At 60.9% G+C, this 18,019-nt stretch carries 13 protein-coding genes and 1 pseudogene; 7 read left to right on the forward strand and 7 right to left on the reverse strand.

What is annotated here, in order from left to right:
• Positions 1–43: 43 nt before the first annotated feature.
• From ACIN8IBEIGE_RS15280 to ACIN8IBEIGE_RS15290, 3 genes are read right to left on the reverse strand one after another with little or no spacing between them, the layout of a single operon-like run.
• Positions 44–1,390, reverse strand: a complete 1,347-nt coding sequence (locus tag ACIN8IBEIGE_RS15280; RefSeq protein ID WP_160016400.1) for an HlyD family type I secretion periplasmic adaptor subunit — start codon at positions 1,388–1,390, stop codon at positions 44–46.
• Positions 1,391–1,409: 19 nt separating this feature from the next.
• Positions 1,410–3,545: a type I secretion system permease/ATPase gene (locus tag ACIN8IBEIGE_RS15285; RefSeq protein ID WP_160015407.1), complete on the reverse strand. Its 2,136-nt coding sequence runs from the start codon at positions 3,543–3,545 to the stop codon at positions 1,410–1,412.
• 47 nt (positions 3,546–3,592) lie between these two features.
• A complete protein-coding gene (locus tag ACIN8IBEIGE_RS15290) occupies positions 3,593–4,936 on the reverse strand; it encodes a TolC family outer membrane protein (protein ID WP_160015408.1) in 1,344 nt (447 codons plus the stop codon).
• Positions 4,937–5,259: 323 nt separating this feature from the next.
• Between ACIN8IBEIGE_RS15290 and ACIN8IBEIGE_RS21250 the strand changes: the two genes are divergently transcribed.
• A partial coding sequence (locus tag ACIN8IBEIGE_RS21250) for a retention module-containing protein (protein WP_372239992.1) occupies positions 5,260–5,993 on the forward strand: 734 nt, incomplete at its 3' end.
• A gap of 1 nt (position 5,994) precedes the next feature.
• On the opposite strand, the pseudogene ACIN8IBEIGE_RS15300 reads toward ACIN8IBEIGE_RS21250, so the two are convergent.
• Positions 5,995–6,532 (reverse strand): annotated as a pseudogene (locus ACIN8IBEIGE_RS15300) (arylesterase); the annotation flags it as partial.
• 10 nt (positions 6,533–6,542) lie between these two features.
• Here ACIN8IBEIGE_RS15300 and ACIN8IBEIGE_RS15305 point away from each other — a divergent pair.
• Genes ACIN8IBEIGE_RS15305 through mnmC form a run of 4 tightly spaced genes read left to right on the forward strand, consistent with a single transcriptional unit; the run spans position 6,543 to position 12,243 of the window.
• Positions 6,543–7,226, forward strand: a complete 684-nt coding sequence (locus ACIN8IBEIGE_RS15305; protein WP_160015410.1) for an ABC transporter ATP-binding protein — start codon at positions 6,543–6,545, stop codon at positions 7,224–7,226.
• Entirely contained in the window at positions 7,226–9,724 is a 2,499-nt protein-coding gene (locus ACIN8IBEIGE_RS15310; RefSeq protein WP_160015411.1) for an ABC transporter permease, read from the forward strand. Before ACIN8IBEIGE_RS15305 ends, ACIN8IBEIGE_RS15310 begins: the two co-directional genes overlap by 1 nt.
• 33 nt (positions 9,725–9,757) lie before the next feature.
• Positions 9,758–10,255 (forward strand): transcription elongation factor GreB, encoded by a 498-nt coding sequence (gene greB / locus ACIN8IBEIGE_RS15315; protein ID WP_160015412.1) that lies wholly within the window; start codon positions 9,758–9,760, stop codon positions 10,253–10,255.
• An 11-nt stretch (positions 10,256–10,266) separates the two neighbouring features.
• Positions 10,267–12,243: a bifunctional tRNA (5-methylaminomethyl-2-thiouridine)(34)-methyltransferase MnmD/FAD-dependent 5-carboxymethylaminomethyl-2-thiouridine(34) oxidoreductase MnmC gene (mnmC, locus tag ACIN8IBEIGE_RS15320; RefSeq protein WP_160015413.1), complete on the forward strand. Its 1,977-nt coding sequence runs from the start codon at positions 10,267–10,269 to the stop codon at positions 12,241–12,243.
• 102 nt (positions 12,244–12,345) lie between these two features.
• On the opposite strand, the gene rlmKL is transcribed toward mnmC, so the two are convergent.
• A complete protein-coding gene (gene rlmKL / locus ACIN8IBEIGE_RS15325) occupies positions 12,346–14,619 on the reverse strand; it encodes a bifunctional 23S rRNA (guanine(2069)-N(7))-methyltransferase RlmK/23S rRNA (guanine(2445)-N(2))-methyltransferase RlmL (RefSeq protein WP_160015414.1) in 2,274 nt (757 codons plus the stop codon).
• A 424-nt stretch (positions 14,620–15,043) separates the two neighbouring features.
• On the opposite strand from rlmKL, the gene rmf reads away from it, so the two are divergent.
• Positions 15,044–15,259: a ribosome modulation factor gene (rmf, locus tag ACIN8IBEIGE_RS15330; protein WP_090255928.1), complete on the forward strand. Its 216-nt coding sequence runs from the start codon at positions 15,044–15,046 to the stop codon at positions 15,257–15,259.
• A gap of 244 nt (positions 15,260–15,503) precedes the next feature.
• Here the strand turns inward: rmf and ACIN8IBEIGE_RS15335 are convergent, their stop codons facing one another.
• Together ACIN8IBEIGE_RS15335 and ACIN8IBEIGE_RS15340 are read right to left on the reverse strand one after the other, a co-directional pair.
• A complete protein-coding gene (locus ACIN8IBEIGE_RS15335; protein ID WP_160015415.1) occupies positions 15,504–16,538 on the reverse strand; it encodes a quinone-dependent dihydroorotate dehydrogenase in 1,035 nt (344 codons plus the stop codon).
• Positions 16,539–16,618: 80 nt separating this feature from the next.
• The gene (locus ACIN8IBEIGE_RS15340; RefSeq protein ID WP_090387832.1) at positions 16,619–16,840 is read right to left on the reverse strand and encodes a DUF2835 domain-containing protein; all 222 of its coding nucleotides are present in this window, start codon (positions 16,838–16,840) and stop codon (positions 16,619–16,621) included.
• 300 nt (positions 16,841–17,140) lie between these two features.
• On the opposite strand from ACIN8IBEIGE_RS15340, the gene ACIN8IBEIGE_RS15345 reads away from it, so the two are divergent.
• Complete coding sequence (locus ACIN8IBEIGE_RS15345) at positions 17,141–18,013, forward strand: DUF6685 family protein (RefSeq protein ID WP_160015416.1); 873 nt, start codon at positions 17,141–17,143, stop codon at positions 18,011–18,013.
• Positions 18,014–18,019: the final 6 nt, after the last annotated feature.

The following is an 18,019-nucleotide window of genomic DNA, read 5'->3' on the forward strand; positions in this document are numbered from 1 at the left end:
AGCCGCAGCAAGCTGCGGCTTTTTTGTGGACAGTATTTGCTGCTTAGCGCTCGCGCAACGCCTCGCTGCGAGCGCGGAGAATCGGCTTGAGCAGGTAGCTGAGGACGCTCTTCTTGCCGGTAATGATGTCCACCGAAGCGACCATACCTGGGATGATCAACAGCGGATTCTCCTCGGTGCCCAGGTGGCTCTTGTTGGTACGCAACTTGATCACATAAAAGCTGTTGCCATCATCGTCAGTCACGGTGTCGGCACCGATCTGCTCCAGCTCGGCCTTGAGCCCGCCATAGATGGTGTAGTCATAGGCAGTGAACTTGACCATGGCCTCCTGGCCCGGATGCAGGAAGGCAATGTCCTGCGGGCGAATCCGCGCTTCGACCAGCAGGTTTTCCCCCAGCGGCACGATTTCCACCAGGTCGCTGCCCGGCTGAATCACCCCGCCGATGGTGGTAACCAGCAGCTGCTTGACGATGCCGCGCACCGGTGAAATCACCAGAGTGCGATTGACCCGATCTTCCAGCGCCTTGCCGGTCGACTGGATCTTGCTCAGCTCGGTGCGCGCCTCGTTGAGCTCGGTCAGCGCCTCGCTGCGAAAACGCCCACGGGTTTCATCGATCTTGCGCTCAACTTCCTTGATCGCCGACTCGGCACGCGGTATCGCCAGAGTAGTGGCCTCCAGCTGACCTCGCGCCTCCACTTCGGCACGCTTGAGGCGCAGCACTTCCACCCGGGAAATCGCGCCCTCGGCCACCAGCGGTTCGGACATCTTAATTTCCTGGCGCAACAAGCTGAGGCTGTTGCGGAACTGCCCCTGCTTGGAGGCAAACTCGCGCAGCTCCTGCTGCCGTTGAATCAATTGTTCTTCCAGGCCGGCCACTTCATCGAGCAATTGCTGCTTGCGACTGTTGAACAGCAGGATTTCATTATCCGCCTGCTTCGGCGCCTTCTCGCGCACCTCATCAGTCACCAGCAGCTCGCGGTCCTGCACCTCAGCACTGAGGCGCTCCACGCGCAGCAACAGGGCCAGGCGATCCGCCTCGGTTTCGCCGACATTGGAGGCAAAGCGCGTGTCATCGAGGCGCAACAGCGGGTCGCCAGCCTCAACAATCTGCCCTTCGCGGACAAACAGCTCGGCGACGATACCCCCTTCCAGGTTCTGGATTTTCTGCAACCGCGAGGACGGAATCGCCTTGCCGTCGCCACGAGTGACTTCATCGACCACAGCAAAATTGGCCCACAACAGGCAGAACACCACAAAGGCGATCAAGCCCCATATGGTCAGCCGCACCACCCGCGGCGCGTCCTCGATCAACGCTTTATTGACCTCTGGCAGCGGCTCATCGCCCAGCTCATCATGGCTGCCGAAATAGGCGGCAACGGCCTGACGCAGGCTCCTTTTCTCCGGCGCGTTAGCTGACACTGATCTGCCCCTTCTTCAGCGCTTCCATCACGCTACCTTTCGGCCCGTCGGCGATGATCTGCCCACGGTCAACAATGATAAGTCGGTCGACCAGGCTAAGCATCGATGCACGGTGCGTCACCAGCAACAGGGTCTTGGTGCCGATCACCGCAGACAAGCGCTGCTTGAGGCGTTCTTCACCGGTGTTGTCCATGGCGCTGGTCGGCTCATCGAGCAGCAGAATCGGCGGATCGAGCAATAGCGCGCGCGCCAGGGCGACGTTCTGCCGCTGACCGCCAGACAGGTTCTGCCCGCGCTCGCCGACCTGCAGCTCGTAGCCTTTCGGATGCAGTCGGGCGAATTCGTGCACGCCAGCCAGTTCGGCGGCCTGCAACACCAGTTCGTCTTCGACATAACGCGCGCCGGACACCAGGTTGTCGCGCAGGGTGCCGCTGAACAGCTGAATATCCTGCGGCACATAGCCGATGTTGTGGCGTAGATCGCTGACATCCAGCTGGCGTACATCGATACCATCGACCAGCAGGCTGCCGGCATCGGGCTGATACAGACCGACGACCAGCTTGGCCAGCGAGCTTTTGCCCGAGCCACTGCGGCCGATAATGCCGATCTTCTCGCCGGGGCGAACCACCAGATTGATGCCCAACAGAGCGGCTTGCTGCTGATCCGGGTAATGGAATTCCAGCTGACGGAATTCGATGGCGCCTTGCAGCGACTGGCGCTTGAGCGGGCGTTCATCGGCGTGGCGTTCCTGCGGCAACTCCATCATCTGGTTGACCGAATCCAAGGTCACCCGCGCCTGCTGATAGCGGGTCAGCAACCCGGAAATCTGCGTCAACGGCCCCAGCGCACGACTGCTGAGCATGTAACAGGCAATCAGCCCTCCCATGCTCAGATTGCCGTCGATGATCTGGTACACGCCAAGCACGATCACCACCACACCTGCCAGTTGCTGCAGCAGCATGGTGGCGTTCATCGCCAGGCTGGAAAGCATGCGCGCGCGCAGCTCCAAACGGCTGAGGGTGCCAATGGTCTGCTCCCACAGATACTGACGCTCGCTCTCGGCGTTATTCACCTTGACTGCATCCAGCCCGGCCAGGCTCTCGATCAGGCTCGACTGACGCTCACCGGCCAGGGCCATGGTGCGCTGCATGGTCTCGGCCAGCGGGCGCTGCAAGGCCCAGCCGATCAAGGCCACCAGCGGGAAGGCCAGCACCGGGATCCACACCAGATGGCCGCCGATCATCGCGATTACCGCGAGAATCAACAGGGTAAACGGCAGGTCGATGACGCTGGCCAGGGTCAGCGAGGCGAGAAAGTCGCGCAGGCTCTGAAATTCGTGAATGTTCTGCGCAAAGCTGCCGACCCGCGCCGGGCGAAACTTCATGGCCATGCCGACGATGCGTTCGAACAGCGTCGCGGAGATGATCAGGTCAGTCTTCTTGCCGGCCAGATCGAGACACAGGCCGCGCAGGGTCTTCAGCAGCAGATCGAAAAAGAACACCCCGGTGATGCCAATCGCCAACACCCACAGAGTGGCCTCGGCCTGGTTGGGCACCACGCGGTCGTACACGTTCATCACAAACAGCGGCGTGGTCAAGCCGATCAGGTTGATCAGAAAGCTCGCCGCGACGGCATCGATATACAGCCAGCGCGAACGCTTGAGGGTGTCGCGAAACCAGGACGTGGCGCGCGGGATCAGCTCGCCACGGTTGAAATCAAACTTGTGCTGCGGCTGGGCAAAGAACACCCGACCGCTGTAATCCTCGGCCAGCGCCTCAGCACTGACACGCACCTCGCCGCCCTCACTTTCGCTGGGCATGATGCGCGCCCGCCCCTGGTCATCCCAACCCAGCAAAATGGCGCAGCGGCCATCGTGCAGCAGCAGCAAGGCTGGCATGGCCAAGGCTGGAATTTTCTCCAGACCACGGCGCAACCAGCGCCCCTGCAACCCTGCTCGCGCCGCCGCACGCGGCAGCAACTCGGCACTCAAGCGCTGCTCAGGCAGCGGCAAGCCGGCGGTGAGCATGGCCCGGCTGACTGACTTCTGATGCAGGCCGCACAGCGACATCAGGCTGTCGAGCAGAGGGTCGTCGTAGCGATCACGCGGATCGCTACGGGTTTGCATCGGACTTGGGTCTACTGCCACTGGGTTTCACTCATCAACGACTGGGCTCAGTTCAGACCCGGCAAGTTGGCCTGGGCCTTGATCTCATCCAGTGGTGCGGCGGCCATCGGCGCGACTACACCCTGGCTCTTGAGCAGGGAGCCCATGGTGGCCTTGATCCGGTATTGAGTAAACAGCTCGGTGTAACGCACTTCCTCAAGACGGCGCGAGGCGGTGAACAACTCGTTTTCACTGTCGAGCAAATCTAGCAGGGTGCGGTCGCCGAGACTGAACTGCTTCTGATAGGACTCGCGTACGCGGCTGCTGTAGTCAACATATTGCTGAGCAATCGGCAACTGCTGGCGGGCATTTTCCAGGGCATTCCAGGCCAGACCGAGGTCCTCATTCAATACCCGCAAAGCGTTGTTGCGGATGTCCATGGCCTGGTTGGTCTGATAGGCCTTGGACTGCAGATCGGCCTTGTTGCTGCCACCTGCGAACAGGTTGTAACGCATGCGCAACATGGCCTGCCACTCGTTGCTATGACCGCTGACGCCATCAATGTTGTTATCCATACCGCGCGACAGCTCGGCATCAAAGCGTGGGTAGAAGCTCGACTTGGCCGCTTCGTACTGCTGTTCGCTGGCCTGCACATCAGCCTCGGCCGAACTCAAGAACGGGTTGTTGGCGAGCATTTCCTGGCGCGCTGCTGGCAGGCTTTCCGGCAGATGACCCGCCAAACCTGGCGGCGGGCTCAGCTCGCTGGCATCACGACCAACCACGCTGAAATAGTTGACCCGTGCATCCGCCAGGTTGGTCTGTTCGGTAATCAGGTTGTTACGGGCCTGGGCCAGACGCGCCTCGGCCTGATCGAGGTCAGCCGTGCGCCCTACTCCACTCTGGCTACGCAGGGTGATCTGGTCATAAATCCGTTCGTGGCTGGCCAGGTTGCTCTCGGCCAGACGCACCAGTTCCTGACGGGTCAGCACATCCAGATAAACCTGTGCCACCGTCAGCGCGGTACGCTCGGAAGTGCCCAGCAATTCATAGGCACGTGCATTTACCGTGGCGCGTTGGCGACCAACTTCACTGCTGGTAGCAAAGCCGTCAAACACCATCTGCTGCAAACGCAGGCTCGACTCACCGCGAGTCAGGGTTTCAGTATTGTGATTCTGTCCACGAGTACCTGGGCTGTCGGTGCCTTCACGGCCATAACCTGCCAACAGATCAACTCGCGGCAGGTAACCGCCTTTAGCGGCTTTCATCTGTTCTTCAACCGACAAACGCGCATGAATCCCTGCCTGAACCTCCGGATGCACCTCAAGGGCACTTTGCATGGCCTCATTAAGCGTTTGGCCATGAGCAGCCATCGATACCGCAAGAGCAAGAGGGAACAGTGCAAAAAAACGCATTAAATGAAATTCCTTTCAGGCTGGGCTAGTGACTTGGAACAACGAAGAGGCGACGCGCTTGACGCAAAGTGGCGCAGGATACATAAACAGCCAACGAAACGTGATACGCATCACATCACGAACAAACCAATATCAAAGTGACATCAGCGCGCGCATTGTTTATTATCGCGAGCACTCGGTCAATAGTTTGGCATATCCGTAATTCCATAATGGAATAAGCCAAATTTATGACGACAATATTTTGTCAGATTATCAGCCTTTAAATCAAAACATTGCCTCACTGTGTTTAACGATTTTACCGCGTCCACCTCGGAGCCCGTTTTATGAGCACTCTCGTCGCCATCGTAAAAAGTCTTGTTGGCCAAGTATTTGCTGTTTCCCTCGACGGACTGAAGCGGCAGATCTTCGAAGGTGAACGCCTGCTCATGGGCGAACAGGTCCTGACTGGCCTGGGTGGCGAAGTGACCCTGCAACTGGCTAATGGTGACCTGGTCAACGTTGCGCAGAACAGTAACTGGCAAGCAGCGCCTAGCGAGGCTCAAGCTGAGGACGATAAAGCCGAGCCGAGCCCCGGCCTTGAGCAAGCCCTGACCGCCGGCTTCGACCCCACCGTCGACCTCGAAGCCCCAGCGGCAGGTCCCGGTGCAGGCGGAGGCACTGGTGGCGCAGCTGGTGGCGGGCATAGTTTTGTAATGCTCGGTGAAACGGGGCAGCGCCTCGACCCCACTATTGGCTTCGAGACTGCCGGGCTAGGTTTCAACGCATCTGTCGCTGATGAAGACATAGCAGGCGAAGAAACAACCTCGGCAGACGTAACATTGCCGCCAGAAACCGGCGCGCCAACCATCGGCAGCGTCGAGCCTGGCGCTCCGGGCGTGGCCGATGACAACGTCAATGAAGGCGAAACCCTGGTCTTCAACGTCAGCATCACTGGCACCTCGACCCAACCGGTCAGCTATGCCCTGAGCCTCGGTGGCACGGCCACCGCCGGCAGCGACTACACCGCCACCCTGACCAATGCCAGCTTCAGCAATGGCGTCACCTATGACCCGGCCACNGAATGCCATCGTTCTGCATCAGCGAAGGCACGCCACCTACGCCCTCCAGCACGAAAGGCACCAGGGCAGCGTCATGCGCCTGCGCCACCTTGGGGAACACCTCAGCGAACGCCGTGGTGTAGCGCACGCCATAATTAGGCGGTAGCTGCATGCCAAGGATCAGCACCTTGGCGCCCTTCTGCTGCGATGCCTGCACCATGGCCGCAAGGTTTTGTTGCAATTGCGCAGGTGGCTGGCCGCGCAGGCCATCGTTACCACCCAGCTCGATAATCACTAGCTCCGGTTGATGCTCTACAAGCAGCGCCGGCAGGCGCGCAGCCCCGCCAGCACTGGTGTCGCCACTGATCGACGCATTGACCACCTGATGATCAAAACCCTCTTCGGCCAGGCGCTTTTCCAGCAAAGCGACCCAACCCTGGCGGGTATCCAGGCCAAAAGCCGCGCTGATACTATCGCCGACGACCAGTACGGTACCCGCGAACGCCGCAGGCCCCCACAGCAGCAGACTCAGGGCAGTACCGATCAACCACGTACGCATTGGATTCTCCATGAGCTCAAGCATTCTCACCGCGCGAAACCTTAGCAAAGTGGTCCCAAGCACGGAAGGCGAGCTAACCATACTCCATGATCTGTCGCTGGGGCTGGTTTCCGGTGACAGCCTGGCGATTGTCGGCAGTTCCGGCTCGGGCAAATCCACCCTGCTCGGCCTGCTTGCTGGGCTCGACCTGCCCAGTAGCGGCAGCGTTGTATTGGCCGGCAACGACTTGGCCAGCCTGGATGAAGATCAGCGCGCCCGCGTTCGTGCCGAGCACGTCGGCTTTGTCTTTCAGTCCTTCCAGCTGCTCGACAGTTTGAACGCTCTGGAAAACGTCATGCTGCCATTGGAGCTCGAAGGCCACGCCGATGCCCGCCAGCGCGCCAGCACCCTGCTCGACCGCGTCGGCCTGGGCCAACGCCTGACCCATTACCCACGTCAGCTCTCCGGCGGTGAGCAGCAACGTGTGGCCATCGCCCGCGCCTTTGCCGCCGAGCCTGCGGTGCTGTTCGCCGACGAGCCCACCGGCAACCTCGACAGCCACACCGGCGAGCGTATCAGCGACCTGCTGTTCGAACTGAACAAGGAGCGCGGCGCGACCCTGGTACTGGTGACCCACGATGAGCGTCTGGCCCACCGCTGCCAACGCCTGATTCGTCTGGAGGGCGGCCACTTGGTCGACCACGTGGAACCTTGATGAAACAGTTGCCATTTACTCGCCTGCTCTCTCTCGCTAGCCGTCAGTTGCTGCGCGATGCCCGCGCCGGCGAGCTGCGCGTACTGTTCTTCGCCCTGTTGATTGCCGTCGCAGCCAGCACGGCCATCGGCTATTTCAGCGCACGCCTGAATGACGGCATGCTGCTACGCGCCACCGAATTTCTCGCCGCCGACCTACGCCTGACCGGCAGCTCGCCCAACAGCCCGGAACAGATCAGCAACGGCAAACAACTGGGCCTCCAGCACGCCCAACTGGTCGAATTTTCCAGCGTGGTGGCCAGCGATGCTGGTATCCAATTGGCCAGCATCAAGGCAGCGGACAGCGCCTACCCGCTGCGCGGCGAGCTGAAGAGCGCCGCCGCGCTGTATGACGTCGAACAACCCGGCAGCGGCCCACAGCCCGGTGAAGCCTGGGCCGAGGCCCGCCTGTTTGTCGCCCTCAACCTCAAGCCCGGCGACAGCGTTGAAGTCGGCGCGAAAACGCTGCGACTGACCCGCGTATTGACCTTTCTCCCAGATGAAGCCGGTGACTTCTACAGCCTGACGCCGCACCTGTTGATGCACCTAGATGACCTGGCCGCCACCGGCGTGGTGCAACCCGGCAGCCGCGTGCGCTATCAGGAACTGTGGCGCGGCGAGGCGGATGCCTTGGCGCAATATCGTCAGGACATCACCCTGGCGCCCAACCAGCGCCTGGAAGATGCCAAAGATGGCAATCGTCAGGTCGGCAGCGCCCTGGGCCGCGCCGAACGCTATCTGAACCTCGCCAGCCTGGCCGCCGTGCTACTGGCAGGGGTGGCCGTGGCCCTATCTGCCGCACGCTTTGCCGCCAGGCGTTTCGATGCCAGTGCACTGCTGCGCTGCCTGGGGCTATCCCGTAACCAGGCACTCGGCCTGTTCAGCCTGCAACTGGCGCTGCTGGGCATTTCCGCCAGCCTGATCGGCGCACTGCTGGGCTGGCTGGCGCAGCTGGCGCTGTTCAATCTGCTGCAAGACCTCCTGCCGGCGCAGATCCCACCCGGCAATCTGTGGCCAGCGCTGGCCGGCATGGCCACCGGACTGGTCGCTCTCGCCGGCTTTGCCTTACCGCCACTGGCCGCATTAGGCCGTGTACCGCCATTGCGCGTTCTGCGTCGCGACCTGCTGCCGGTGCCGGCCAGTTCCTGGCTGGTGTATGGCGCTGCCTTGCTGGCGCTGGGCCTGATCATGTGGCGTTTGAGCCTCGATCTGCAGCTGACCTTTGCCTTGCTCGGCGGCGGCCTGGTTACCGCGCTGCTGCTCGGAGGCCTGCTGTTGTTCGGCCTGCAGAGCCTACGCCGCATGCTGGCCGGCGCATCGCTGCCTTGGCGGCTGGGACTGGGCCAATTACTGCGCCACCCACTGGCTGCTGCCGGGCAGTCGCTGGCCTTTGGCCTGATCATTCTGGCCATGGCGCTGATCGCTCTGCTGCGTGGCGAGCTGCTCGATACCTGGCAGGACCAGCTGCCCGAAAATGCGCCCAACCACTTTGCGCTGAATATCCTGCCGGCAGACAAGGACGCCTTCGCTGCTCGCCTTAACGAATTATCACCGCATCCCGCGCCACTGTTCCCCGTGGTGCCCGGGCGCCTGGTGATGATCAATGGCGAACCGGTACGCCAGATCGTCAGCAAGGATTCCCAGGGTGAGCGGGCGATTCGCCGTGACCTGAGCCTGACCTGGGCTGCGGACCTGCCCGCGGATAACAACCTTATCGCTGGCAGTTGGTGGACGGAGGCCAATAGCAGCCAATTGCCAGGCGTGTCGGTGGAGTCCGAACTGGCCGAAAGCCTGAAGCTGAAACTCGGTGACCGCCTGAGCTTCAGCGTCGGCGGCCTTAACCGTGATGCGGTGGTCAGCAGCTTGCGTGAAGTGGACTGGAACAACTTCCAGCCCAACTTCTACATGATCTTCCAGCCCGGCACCCTGCAGGATCTGCCGGTCACCTACCTGACGAGCTTCTACCTGCCGCCGCAGCACGAAAAGCAGCTGGTTGAGCTGTCGCGCGCTTTCCCGGCCGTCACCCTGCTGCAGGTCGAGGTGCTGCTGGCACAACTGCGCAGCATCCTCGCCCAGGTCACCCTGGCCATCGAGTTTGTTCTGCTGTTCGTCCTGGCGGCCGGGCTTGCCGTGCTGTTCGCCGGGCTGCAGGCGACCTTGGATGAACGCATCCGTCAAGGTGCCCTGCTGCGCGCCCTGGGGGCTGAACGCAAGCTGCTGATCAAGGCGCGTCGTGCCGAATTCGGCCTGCTTGGCGCGTCCAGCGGCCTGCTGGCAGCCTTGGGTTGTGAGCTGATCAGCTTCCTGCTCTATCGATTTGCCTTCGACCTCGCCTGGCAACCGCACCCCTGGCTGCTCTTGCTGCCGCTGATTGGCGCACTGCTGGTGGGTACGGCAGGCGTTCTCGGCACGCGCCGCGCCTTGAATATCAGCCCGCTGACGGTGCTACGCGAGGGCTGATAAACTCGCGCACCACCCTCAGCAAGCTGAACCATGAGTCGCTACCGCCCACCCCGCTCCGCCGGCACCCCTCTGATCACCCCCGAAGGCGAGGCCCGCATGCGTGCCGAGCTGCATGAGCTGTGGCATGTACGCCGTCCTCAGGTTACCCAGTCGGTCAGTGAAGCTGCCGCCCAGGGCGACCGTTCGGAGAACGCCGAATACACCTACGGCAAGAAGATGCTGCGCGAGATCGACAGCCGCGTACGCTTTCTGACCAAGCGCCTGGAAAACCTCAAAGTCGTCAGCAGCCGCCCCAGCGATCCGGACAAGGTCTATTTCAGCGCCTGGGTCACCCTGGAAGACGAAGATGGGGTTGAAGCACGCTACCGCATCGTCGGCCCGGATGAGCTGGATCTGAAAAACAATCTGATCAGCATCGATTCTCCCTTAGCCCGCGCCCTGGTGGGCAAGAGCCTGGACGCCGAAGTACGGGTACAGACGCCAACCGGTGAGAAGACCTGGTACATCGTCGCCATCGACTACCCCTGACCGAGCCCCGCATGCCCACTCCAGAAGCCCCCACCCAGCACGCCAGCCTCGACTGGGATGAGCAGGGCCAACCGCTGTCCAGCCAGTTCGACGATGTGTATTTTTCCAACGAGAACGCGCTGGCGGAAACCCGCTATGTGTTTCTCGCCAACAACCAGCTGCCGGAGCGTTTTGCCGCGCTGACGGCCGATCAGCAACTGGTGATCGGTGAAACCGGCTTCGGCACCGGGCTGAACTTCCTCTGCGCCTGGCAGCTGTTCGAGCAGCACGCGGCAAGCGGAGCCCGCCTGCACTTTGTCAGCGTGGAAAAATACCCACTCAACAAAGCCGATCTGCAACGTGCACTGGCGCTTTGGCCGGAGCTTGCGCCCTATGCCGAGCAATTGCTGGCGCAGTACGTGGCGCTGCACCCGGGCTTTCAGCGCCTTGTATTTGCCGACGGACGCATCATTCTGACCCTGTTGATTGGTGATGCCCTGGAGCTGTTCGGCCAACTGGATGCCCAGATCGACGCCTGGTTTCTCGACGGCTTTGCTCCATCGAAAAACCCGGATATGTGGACGCCGGAGCTGTTCGCCGAGCTGGCCAGGTTGTCCCATGCCGGCACCACGATAGGCACCTTTACCAGTACCGGTTATGTGCGCCGCAGGCTGAATGATGCCGGCTTCAAGATGAAGCGCGTGCCAGGCTTGGGCAAAAAGTGGGAAGTGCTCAAGGGCAGTTTTATCGGCGAGCCGAAGGCGGCAGAAAAACCCTGGTTTGCCCGCCCACCTCAACCTGCTGGCGCCCGTACTGCATTGGTGATCGGCGCCGGCCTGGCCGGTTGCGCAACGGCCGCCAGCCTGGCCCAACGCGGCTGGCAGGTCACGCTATTGGAGCGGCATGCCGCCATCGCCCAGGAAGCCTCAGGCAACCCACAAGGCGTGCTGTATCTAAAGCTCTCGGCCCATCACACCACCCTGTCGCGCCTGATCGTCAGCGGCTATGGGCATAGCCGTCGGCTGTTGGAACAACTGGATAAAGGTACTGACTGGGATAACTGCGGCGTGCTGCAACTGGCTTTCGACGCCAAGGAAGCGCAGCGGCAGGCGCAACTTGCAGCGGCCTTCCCGGCTGACTTGCTAACGAACCTGAACAAAAGCGCTGCCGAGACCAAGGCAGGTATCCCATTGCCGGCAGGTGGTTTGTTCTACCCCGATGCGGGTTGGGTGCATCCACCGGCGCTCTGTGCGCTGCTGAGTCAGCAGCCGAATATCCAGTTGCAACTGCATCAGGAGGCGCTGGAGCTGCGCCGTGACGGTGATCGCTGGCAGGCCTGGAATGGCGAACAACTGCTGGCCAGCGCCAGCGTGGTGGTGCTGGCCAGTGCCGCCGAGATCAAGGGGTTTACCCAGAGCGCAGGCTTGCCGCTTAAACGTATCCGTGGGCAGATCAGCCGTCTACCAGCCACCGACGCCAGTCGCGCCTTAAGTACAGTGGTGTGCGCCGAAGGCTATGTGGCCCCGCCGCGCCAGGACGAACATACTCTGGGTGCGAGCTTTGATTTCAACAGTGAGGACCTGACACCGAATAGCGCCGATCACGCAAGCAATCTGCAGCTACTGGAAGAAATATCTCCCGAGCTTGCCGGCGCACTGAATGTCGCAGCGCTCGACCCCGAGCAACTGCAGGGCCGCGCCGCCTTCCGCTGTACCAGCCCGGACTATCTGCCGATTGTCGGCCCTTTGGCCGATACCGCCGCCTTTGCCCAGGCCTATGCGGTGCTGGGCAAGGATGCCCGCCAGATACCGGATGCGCCCTGCCCCTGGCTCGACGGCTTGTATATCAACAGCGGCCACGGTTCACGCGGACTGATTACCGCGCCGCTGTCGGGCGAACTGATCGCCGCCTGGCTGAACAACGAACCGCTGCCAGTGCCCGCCGATGTAGCGCAGGCCTGCCATCCGAATCGCTTCGCCTTGCGCGCGCTGATCCGTAATAAACCCTAGGTTGGCTCGGGCGGCGTTCCGTTGAGGCGCGCAGCGAAGCCCAACGAGACATGCCGCCGCTCGTTGGGCTTCGCTGCGTTCAACACCAACCTACCTGCGACCTCAGCCGCGCAGGCTAAACCGCCAGGCGCGGTGAATTTTCGGGTTGCGGGCGAAATCAGGATCAAGGGTCGAGGCGCTGATTTCTTCAACCTGATAACGCGCGGCCAGGCTCTCATCGAGCTCAAACTTGCGGAAGTTGTTGGAGAAATACAGCACACCGCCCTTGGTCAGGCGAGCCATGGCCAGGTCGAGCAGCTGCACATGGTCGCGCTGCACGTCGAAGATGCCTTCCATGCGCTTGGAGTTGGAGAAGGTCGGCGGATCGATAAAGATCAGCTCGTATTCGCCACGGTCCTCGGCCAGCCAGGCCATCACATCACCCTGCTCCAGGCGGTTCTTGTCAGAGAAGCCATTGAGCGACAGATTACGCCGCGCCCAGTCCAGATAGGTCTTCGACAGATCGACACTGGTGGTGCTACGCGCGCCGCCCTTGGCCGCATGCACAGTGGCCGTGGCGGTGTAGCAGAACAGGTTGAGGAAGCGTTTACCGGCGGCCTCTTTCTGAATACGCTGGCGCAGCGGACGGTGATCGAGGAACAGTCCGGTGTCCAGATAATCAGTAAGGTTGACCAGCAGCTTTACACCGCCTTCGCTGACCTCGAGGAACTGCCCCTGGGTCGCCTGACGCTGGTACTGCTTGGTGCCGCTCTGGCGTTCACGGCGCTTGATCACCACCTTGCTCTTGTCGACACCCAGCGCCTGCGGAATCGCAGCGATGGCGTCAAACATACGCGCCTTGGCTTTCTCAGGGTCAATCGACTTGGGCGCAGCATATTCCTGCACATGCACCCAATCGCCATACAGATCCACCGCCATGGAGTATTCCGGCATGTCAGCGTCGTACAGGCGGTAGCACTCAACGCCATCCTTGCGCGCCCACTTGCCCAGCTGCTTGAGGTTCTTCTGCAGGCGGTTGGCAAACATCTGCCCGCCTTCACTCAGGCGCGCCTGCTCAACCACCGGAGCAGGTGCAGGAGCCGGTTTGATCGGGTTGCCGTTCTTGTTGTACTGACGCTCTTGCGGCTCAAGCGGCGCCTTATCGGCCTCAGCCTGTTCACGCTCGCGTTCACGCTGCTCAGGTGTACGGCGCTCGCCGGTAACGAACTGCTCGGGCTGCACCTTGATCAGCAGCAGCTTGCACGGCAGCGCGCCGTTCCAGAAGGCGTATTGCTTGTGGCTGCGGATACCCATGCGTTTGCCCAGGTCCGGCGCACCGGTAAACACCGCCGCTTCCCAACCCATACAGGCCTGACGCAGACGCTCGCCGAGGTTCTGGTAGAGGTACAACAGGCTCGCCTCATCACCCAGGCGCTCGCCGTAGGGTGGATTGCAGATCACCAGACCTTTCTGGTTCTGGTCCGGACGCGGCTCGAAGGTCGCCACTTCGCCCTGATACACCTTGATCCAATCGCCCATGCCAGCACGTTCGATATTGTTACGCGCCGGCTGGATCAGCCGTGGATCAGCTTCATAACCGCGAATCCACAACGGCGGCTTGGCCATACCGGCAGCAGCACGCTGCTCGGCCTCGGCATGGACTTTCTTCCACAAGGCCGGCACGTGGCCCAGCCATTTGCTGAAGCCCCATTGCTCACGGGTCATATTCGGCGCGATATCGGCGGCGATCATCGCCGCCTCGACCAGGAAAGTACCCACGCCGCACATCGGGTCAGCCAGTGCGCCGCCTTCGGCAGCGATGCGTGGCCAGCCGGCGCGTATCAATACGGCGGCTGCGAGGTTTTCCTTCAGTGGTGCGGCGCCCTGCTGCAGGCGATAGCCGCGCTGGTGCAGGCTATGACCGGACAGGTCGATAGACAGAATCGCCTCGCCACGATCCAGACGCAGGTGCACGCGCAGGTCCGGGTTGAGCTTGTCGACCGATGGTCGCGTGCCGTCTTTCAGGCGCAGCTTGTCGACAATGGCGTCCTTGACCTTCAACGCGCCGAAATGGGTATTGTCGATGCCCGAACCGTTGCCGCTGAACTCCACGGCCAGACTGCCGCTGGATTCCAGATGCTCGAACCAGTCGACCTCCAGCACGCCTTCGTAAAGACTCTGCGCGTCTTGCACGCTGTAGCGCTTGAGCACTAGCAACACACGATTAGCCAGACGCGACCACAGGCACAGACGGTAGGCCGTTTCCATGTCGGCCATGCCACGAATGGCCGAGGTGTGCTCACGCGCCTCTTCAAGGCCGAGGCTGCTGGCTTCTTCGAGCAGCAGACCCTCAAGACCCTTGGGGCAAGTAAGGAAGAGTTCGTAACGATCCGACATGGGGGTTTCCAGTGCCTAAGGCAATCAACGGCGCGCAGACCAATCAGCACGGCCAAAATAAGTGACAAAGCGTCGCAGCGCGACCCTTCGTCGGAATAAACAACAGTCTCAATCGCAATTCATTCGCGATAGCAAAACACCAGCACACCCGACGCATACGCCCACAGCATAGGCGCTACAGCGAAAAATCCGGACGCTGCCATAACGCCTTATGGCCCGACCCTCAAAAAGGTTACGGCCTTATGACGAAACGGTCATTCACAGGCACCCGCGCATTCGTTAGAAATCTACCTAGGCCAGCACTGCAACGGTGCTGGCAAGGAGGCTCGCGACGCCGGCAGCGGACTCCGTAGGCAGAACGTTTCTGCCTGACCTTGCTACAAGGTCTAAGGGACATAACAGTCAACATTGAGGGCTACACCCTATGAGAAGACTTAAGCGTGATCCGTTAGAAAGAGCTTTTTTGCGCGGCTATCAATACGGCATCAGTGGTAAATCCCGCGAACTCTGCCCCTTCACCCTCCCCTCTGTCCGCCAAGCCTGGTTAAACGGCTGGCGCGAAGGCCGCGGTGACAATTGGGACGGCATGACCGGCACCGCCGGCATCCATCGACTCAACGAACTTCACGCTGTCGGCTGATTCAGGAACCTACCGACTCACCATGCGCGCTCCATCCGAGCGGCGGGCGCGAGCCCAGGGGCTCCTTTAGGGAGCCCTTTTTATTGCCTGCCATCCATGGCGGCAACCCTTCGGGCCGTCGCTTCGCGACGTTTAAAATCCCTCCCGGTCATTTTTTATTGCCTGCCATCCATGGCGGTCACTCTTCGGGCCATCGCTACGCGACGTCAAAATGGCTCCAGGCCATTTCTATTGCCCGCAGGATTTAGTTCTGAGGCTTCTGCGGCAACGCCGCAATTGCATCAACCGCTTCGCGGATCAATGCCGGGCCCTTGTAGATAAAGCCGGAGTAAATCTGTACCAGGCTGGCACCTGCGGCGATCTTCTCAGCTGCATGCTTGCCTTCGGTAATCCCGCCCACTGCGATGATCGGCAAACGGCCTTTCAACTCACCGGCCAACACCTGAACAATGTGCATGCTCTTCTCACGCACCGGTGCGCCGGACAATCCACCGGCCTCGTCTGCACACTCCAGACCATGCACACCTTCGCGGCCCAGCGTGGTGTTGGTGGCAATCACTGCATCCATACCGGCCTCAACCAGCGCATTGGCCACCTCGATGGTTTCCTCATCGCTCATGTCCGGTGCGATCTTGATCGCCAGCGGTACACGCTTGCCGTACTGGGCAGCCAGATCTTCCTGACGCTTACGCAGGGCTTCGAGCAATTGCTTGAGCGAGTCGCCAAACTGCAAGCTGCGCAAGCCTGGGGTGTTCGGTGAGCTGACATTAACGGTGACGTAGCTGGCGTGTTGATAGACCTTGTCTAGGCACAGCAGGTAGTCATCCACTGCGTTCTCGACCGGCGTATCGAAGTTCTTGCCGATATTGATGCCCAGCACGCCCTTGTATTTGGCTGCCTGCACACGGGCCAACAGATGATCAACACCGTGGTTGTTAAAGCCCATGCGATTGATGATCGCCTCGGCCTCAGGCAAGCGAAACAAACGTGGCTTAGGGTTACCGGGCTGCGGACGCGGCGTCACGGTGCCGATTTCCACAAAACCAAAGCCCAATTGAGCAAAACCATCGATGGCGTCGCCGTTCTTGTCCAAGCCAGCAGCCAAACCGACCGGGTTAGGAAATTCCAACCCCATCACCTTGACCGGTAGCGCGGCTGGGCTCTTGGTTAGTAACCCGTTAAGCCCCAGGCGACCGCCAGCACCGATCAAATCGATGGACAGTTCATGGGAGGCTTCGGGGGAAAGTTTGAACAGCAGCTCGCGGGCCAGGGTATACATGGGCAGGCTTAGCTCGATAAAGTTACAAAGGCCGCGATTATAGCCGGCTGAGCAGCTGATAGGCGAGGCGCACGGCGCTATCAGCCCAGACGGCGCAAGCTGAGTAATTTGCCGGCAGCACTGAACTCAAGTTCGAAGGAACCATAAACACCGTCATGGGTCAAAAACGGCCGAAAATGGTGGGCCGGCACACTGACACTCCGTCCGTCGCGACTTTGCACTAATATCCGGTTGGCACGCCCTTGATAAACCGCACGCAAGCGCTCGGCCGGTAACGCAATATCAAACACCAAACTGGGCATGGAGGCACCTTTGCAACTGACTGCAGCAATCTTGCCATACGCCGCGCGCCTGCCCGGCAAAAAATGGCCAAGCGCCATTTCTCAACTCACCTGCGTCGCCTCGCAGCATGTCCGAGCATGGGCAACAGGCCATATAAAATTACCTGAAGGAATTTTTAACGGCGCACAACGACAGCCCAAAGGGTGGCCACCAGGGATGACAGGCCATAAAAAACCTGTCTATACGGCCGATAAAGCCTGTGCAGAGCCATGCGGGCTCTGCCAAACTGGCAACGGTGATTTTGGAGTTCGTACCTGGCTATGAGTCTGTCTGAGCAGCCTTCCACCCTCAGCTCACGCCTCGGTGCCTTAGCGCAACGGCTAGGCCTTATCGGCCGTGGGCAACGCCAGATACTCGAGCGCGCCAGCCAGCTTCGCCTGCCCTTCAGCCCTCTACCGCAACTACGTGACAGCATTTGCTGGCAAGATGGTCCTCAGCTACACCGCCTGATAGACCTGCCCCGCAGCGCACTCTCCGGCCCGGTTCAGGAAGACAAGGCGCAAGCCCATGCCATGCTGGTGCGGGTGATCGACGCGCAAGAACAACAGCTGTCATCGTTCGACCTGCGCATGATCGACGGCCTATCGACCTGCAATCCTCAACAAGCCAACCACACCAGCTTCGAGGCTTTCGCCGCCAGCGAGCCCTGTCGCCAGGTACGCATCATCAGCTACAAGGATTTCGTCAAAGCTATCAGCCAACCACTACCGCGTTTTCTCGCAGGTGAGCGCATCAGCCTACGCCAAGCCAGCTGGCGCGGTGAGCGGGTGTTCTGGGCTGGTGAGCATCACAGCGAAGCCTTTGCCTGTGCCATTGCCTACGCCCGCAGGCGCGAACTAGAGGTTAACCTGCCGGCTGAACTCAGCCATTACCGCTTGAGCGAGCAAGGCCTCAGCAACCTGCAGCAGCACTACCACGTACTCGGCATGCCTAATGCGGCCTGGAGCGACCCGGCGTTTATGGCGCTGTTGTTGGATAACGGCCTGCCCTATGCGCGTTTATCCTTGTTGGGCGGCCCAAGCTCACCAGAGTTTCTCCTGCTGCCCAAGCACTCCAGCGAAGCCACAGCACTGGGCGAAGGCCTGCGCCTTGCGGGTGCGCCAGATGTGGTGGCATATCTGCAAAAGCTGTAATCGCAA

The organism is Pseudomonas sp. 8BK, assembly GCF_902506475.1.
Lineage (GTDB): Bacteria > Pseudomonadota > Gammaproteobacteria > Pseudomonadales > Pseudomonadaceae > Aquipseudomonas > Aquipseudomonas anguilliseptica.

What these genes read in the sequence shown, in the direction of transcription:
- ACIN8IBEIGE_RS15285 (WP_160015407.1), bottom strand. Translation starts at nt 3,545, where the DNA reads ATGCAAACCCGTAGCGATCCGCGTGATCGCTACGACGACCCTCTGCTC.
- ACIN8IBEIGE_RS15290 (WP_160015408.1), bottom strand. Translation starts at nt 4,936, where the DNA reads ATGCGTTTTTTTGCACTGTTCCCTCTTGCTCTTGCGGTATCGATGGCT.
- ACIN8IBEIGE_RS15305 (WP_160015410.1), top strand. Translation starts at nt 6,543, where the DNA reads ATGAGCTCAAGCATTCTCACCGCGCGAAACCTTAGCAAAGTGGTCCCA.
- ACIN8IBEIGE_RS15310 (WP_160015411.1), top strand. Translation starts at nt 7,226, where the DNA reads ATGAAACAGTTGCCATTTACTCGCCTGCTCTCTCTCGCTAGCCGTCAG.
- greB (WP_160015412.1), top strand. Translation starts at nt 9,758, where the DNA reads ATGAGTCGCTACCGCCCACCCCGCTCCGCCGGCACCCCTCTGATCACC.
- mnmC (WP_160015413.1), top strand. Translation starts at nt 10,267, where the DNA reads ATGCCCACTCCAGAAGCCCCCACCCAGCACGCCAGCCTCGACTGGGAT.
- rlmKL (WP_160015414.1), bottom strand. Translation starts at nt 14,619, where the DNA reads ATGTCGGATCGTTACGAACTCTTCCTTACTTGCCCCAAGGGTCTTGAG.
- rmf (WP_090255928.1), top strand. Translation starts at nt 15,044, where the DNA reads ATGAGAAGACTTAAGCGTGATCCGTTAGAAAGAGCTTTTTTGCGCGGC.
- ACIN8IBEIGE_RS15335 (WP_160015415.1), bottom strand. Translation starts at nt 16,538, where the DNA reads ATGTATACCCTGGCCCGCGAGCTGCTGTTCAAACTTTCCCCCGAAGCC.
- ACIN8IBEIGE_RS15340 (WP_090387832.1), bottom strand. Translation starts at nt 16,840, where the DNA reads ATGCCCAGTTTGGTGTTTGATATTGCGTTACCGGCCGAGCGCTTGCGT.
- ACIN8IBEIGE_RS15345 (WP_160015416.1), top strand. Translation starts at nt 17,141, where the DNA reads ATGAGTCTGTCTGAGCAGCCTTCCACCCTCAGCTCACGCCTCGGTGCC.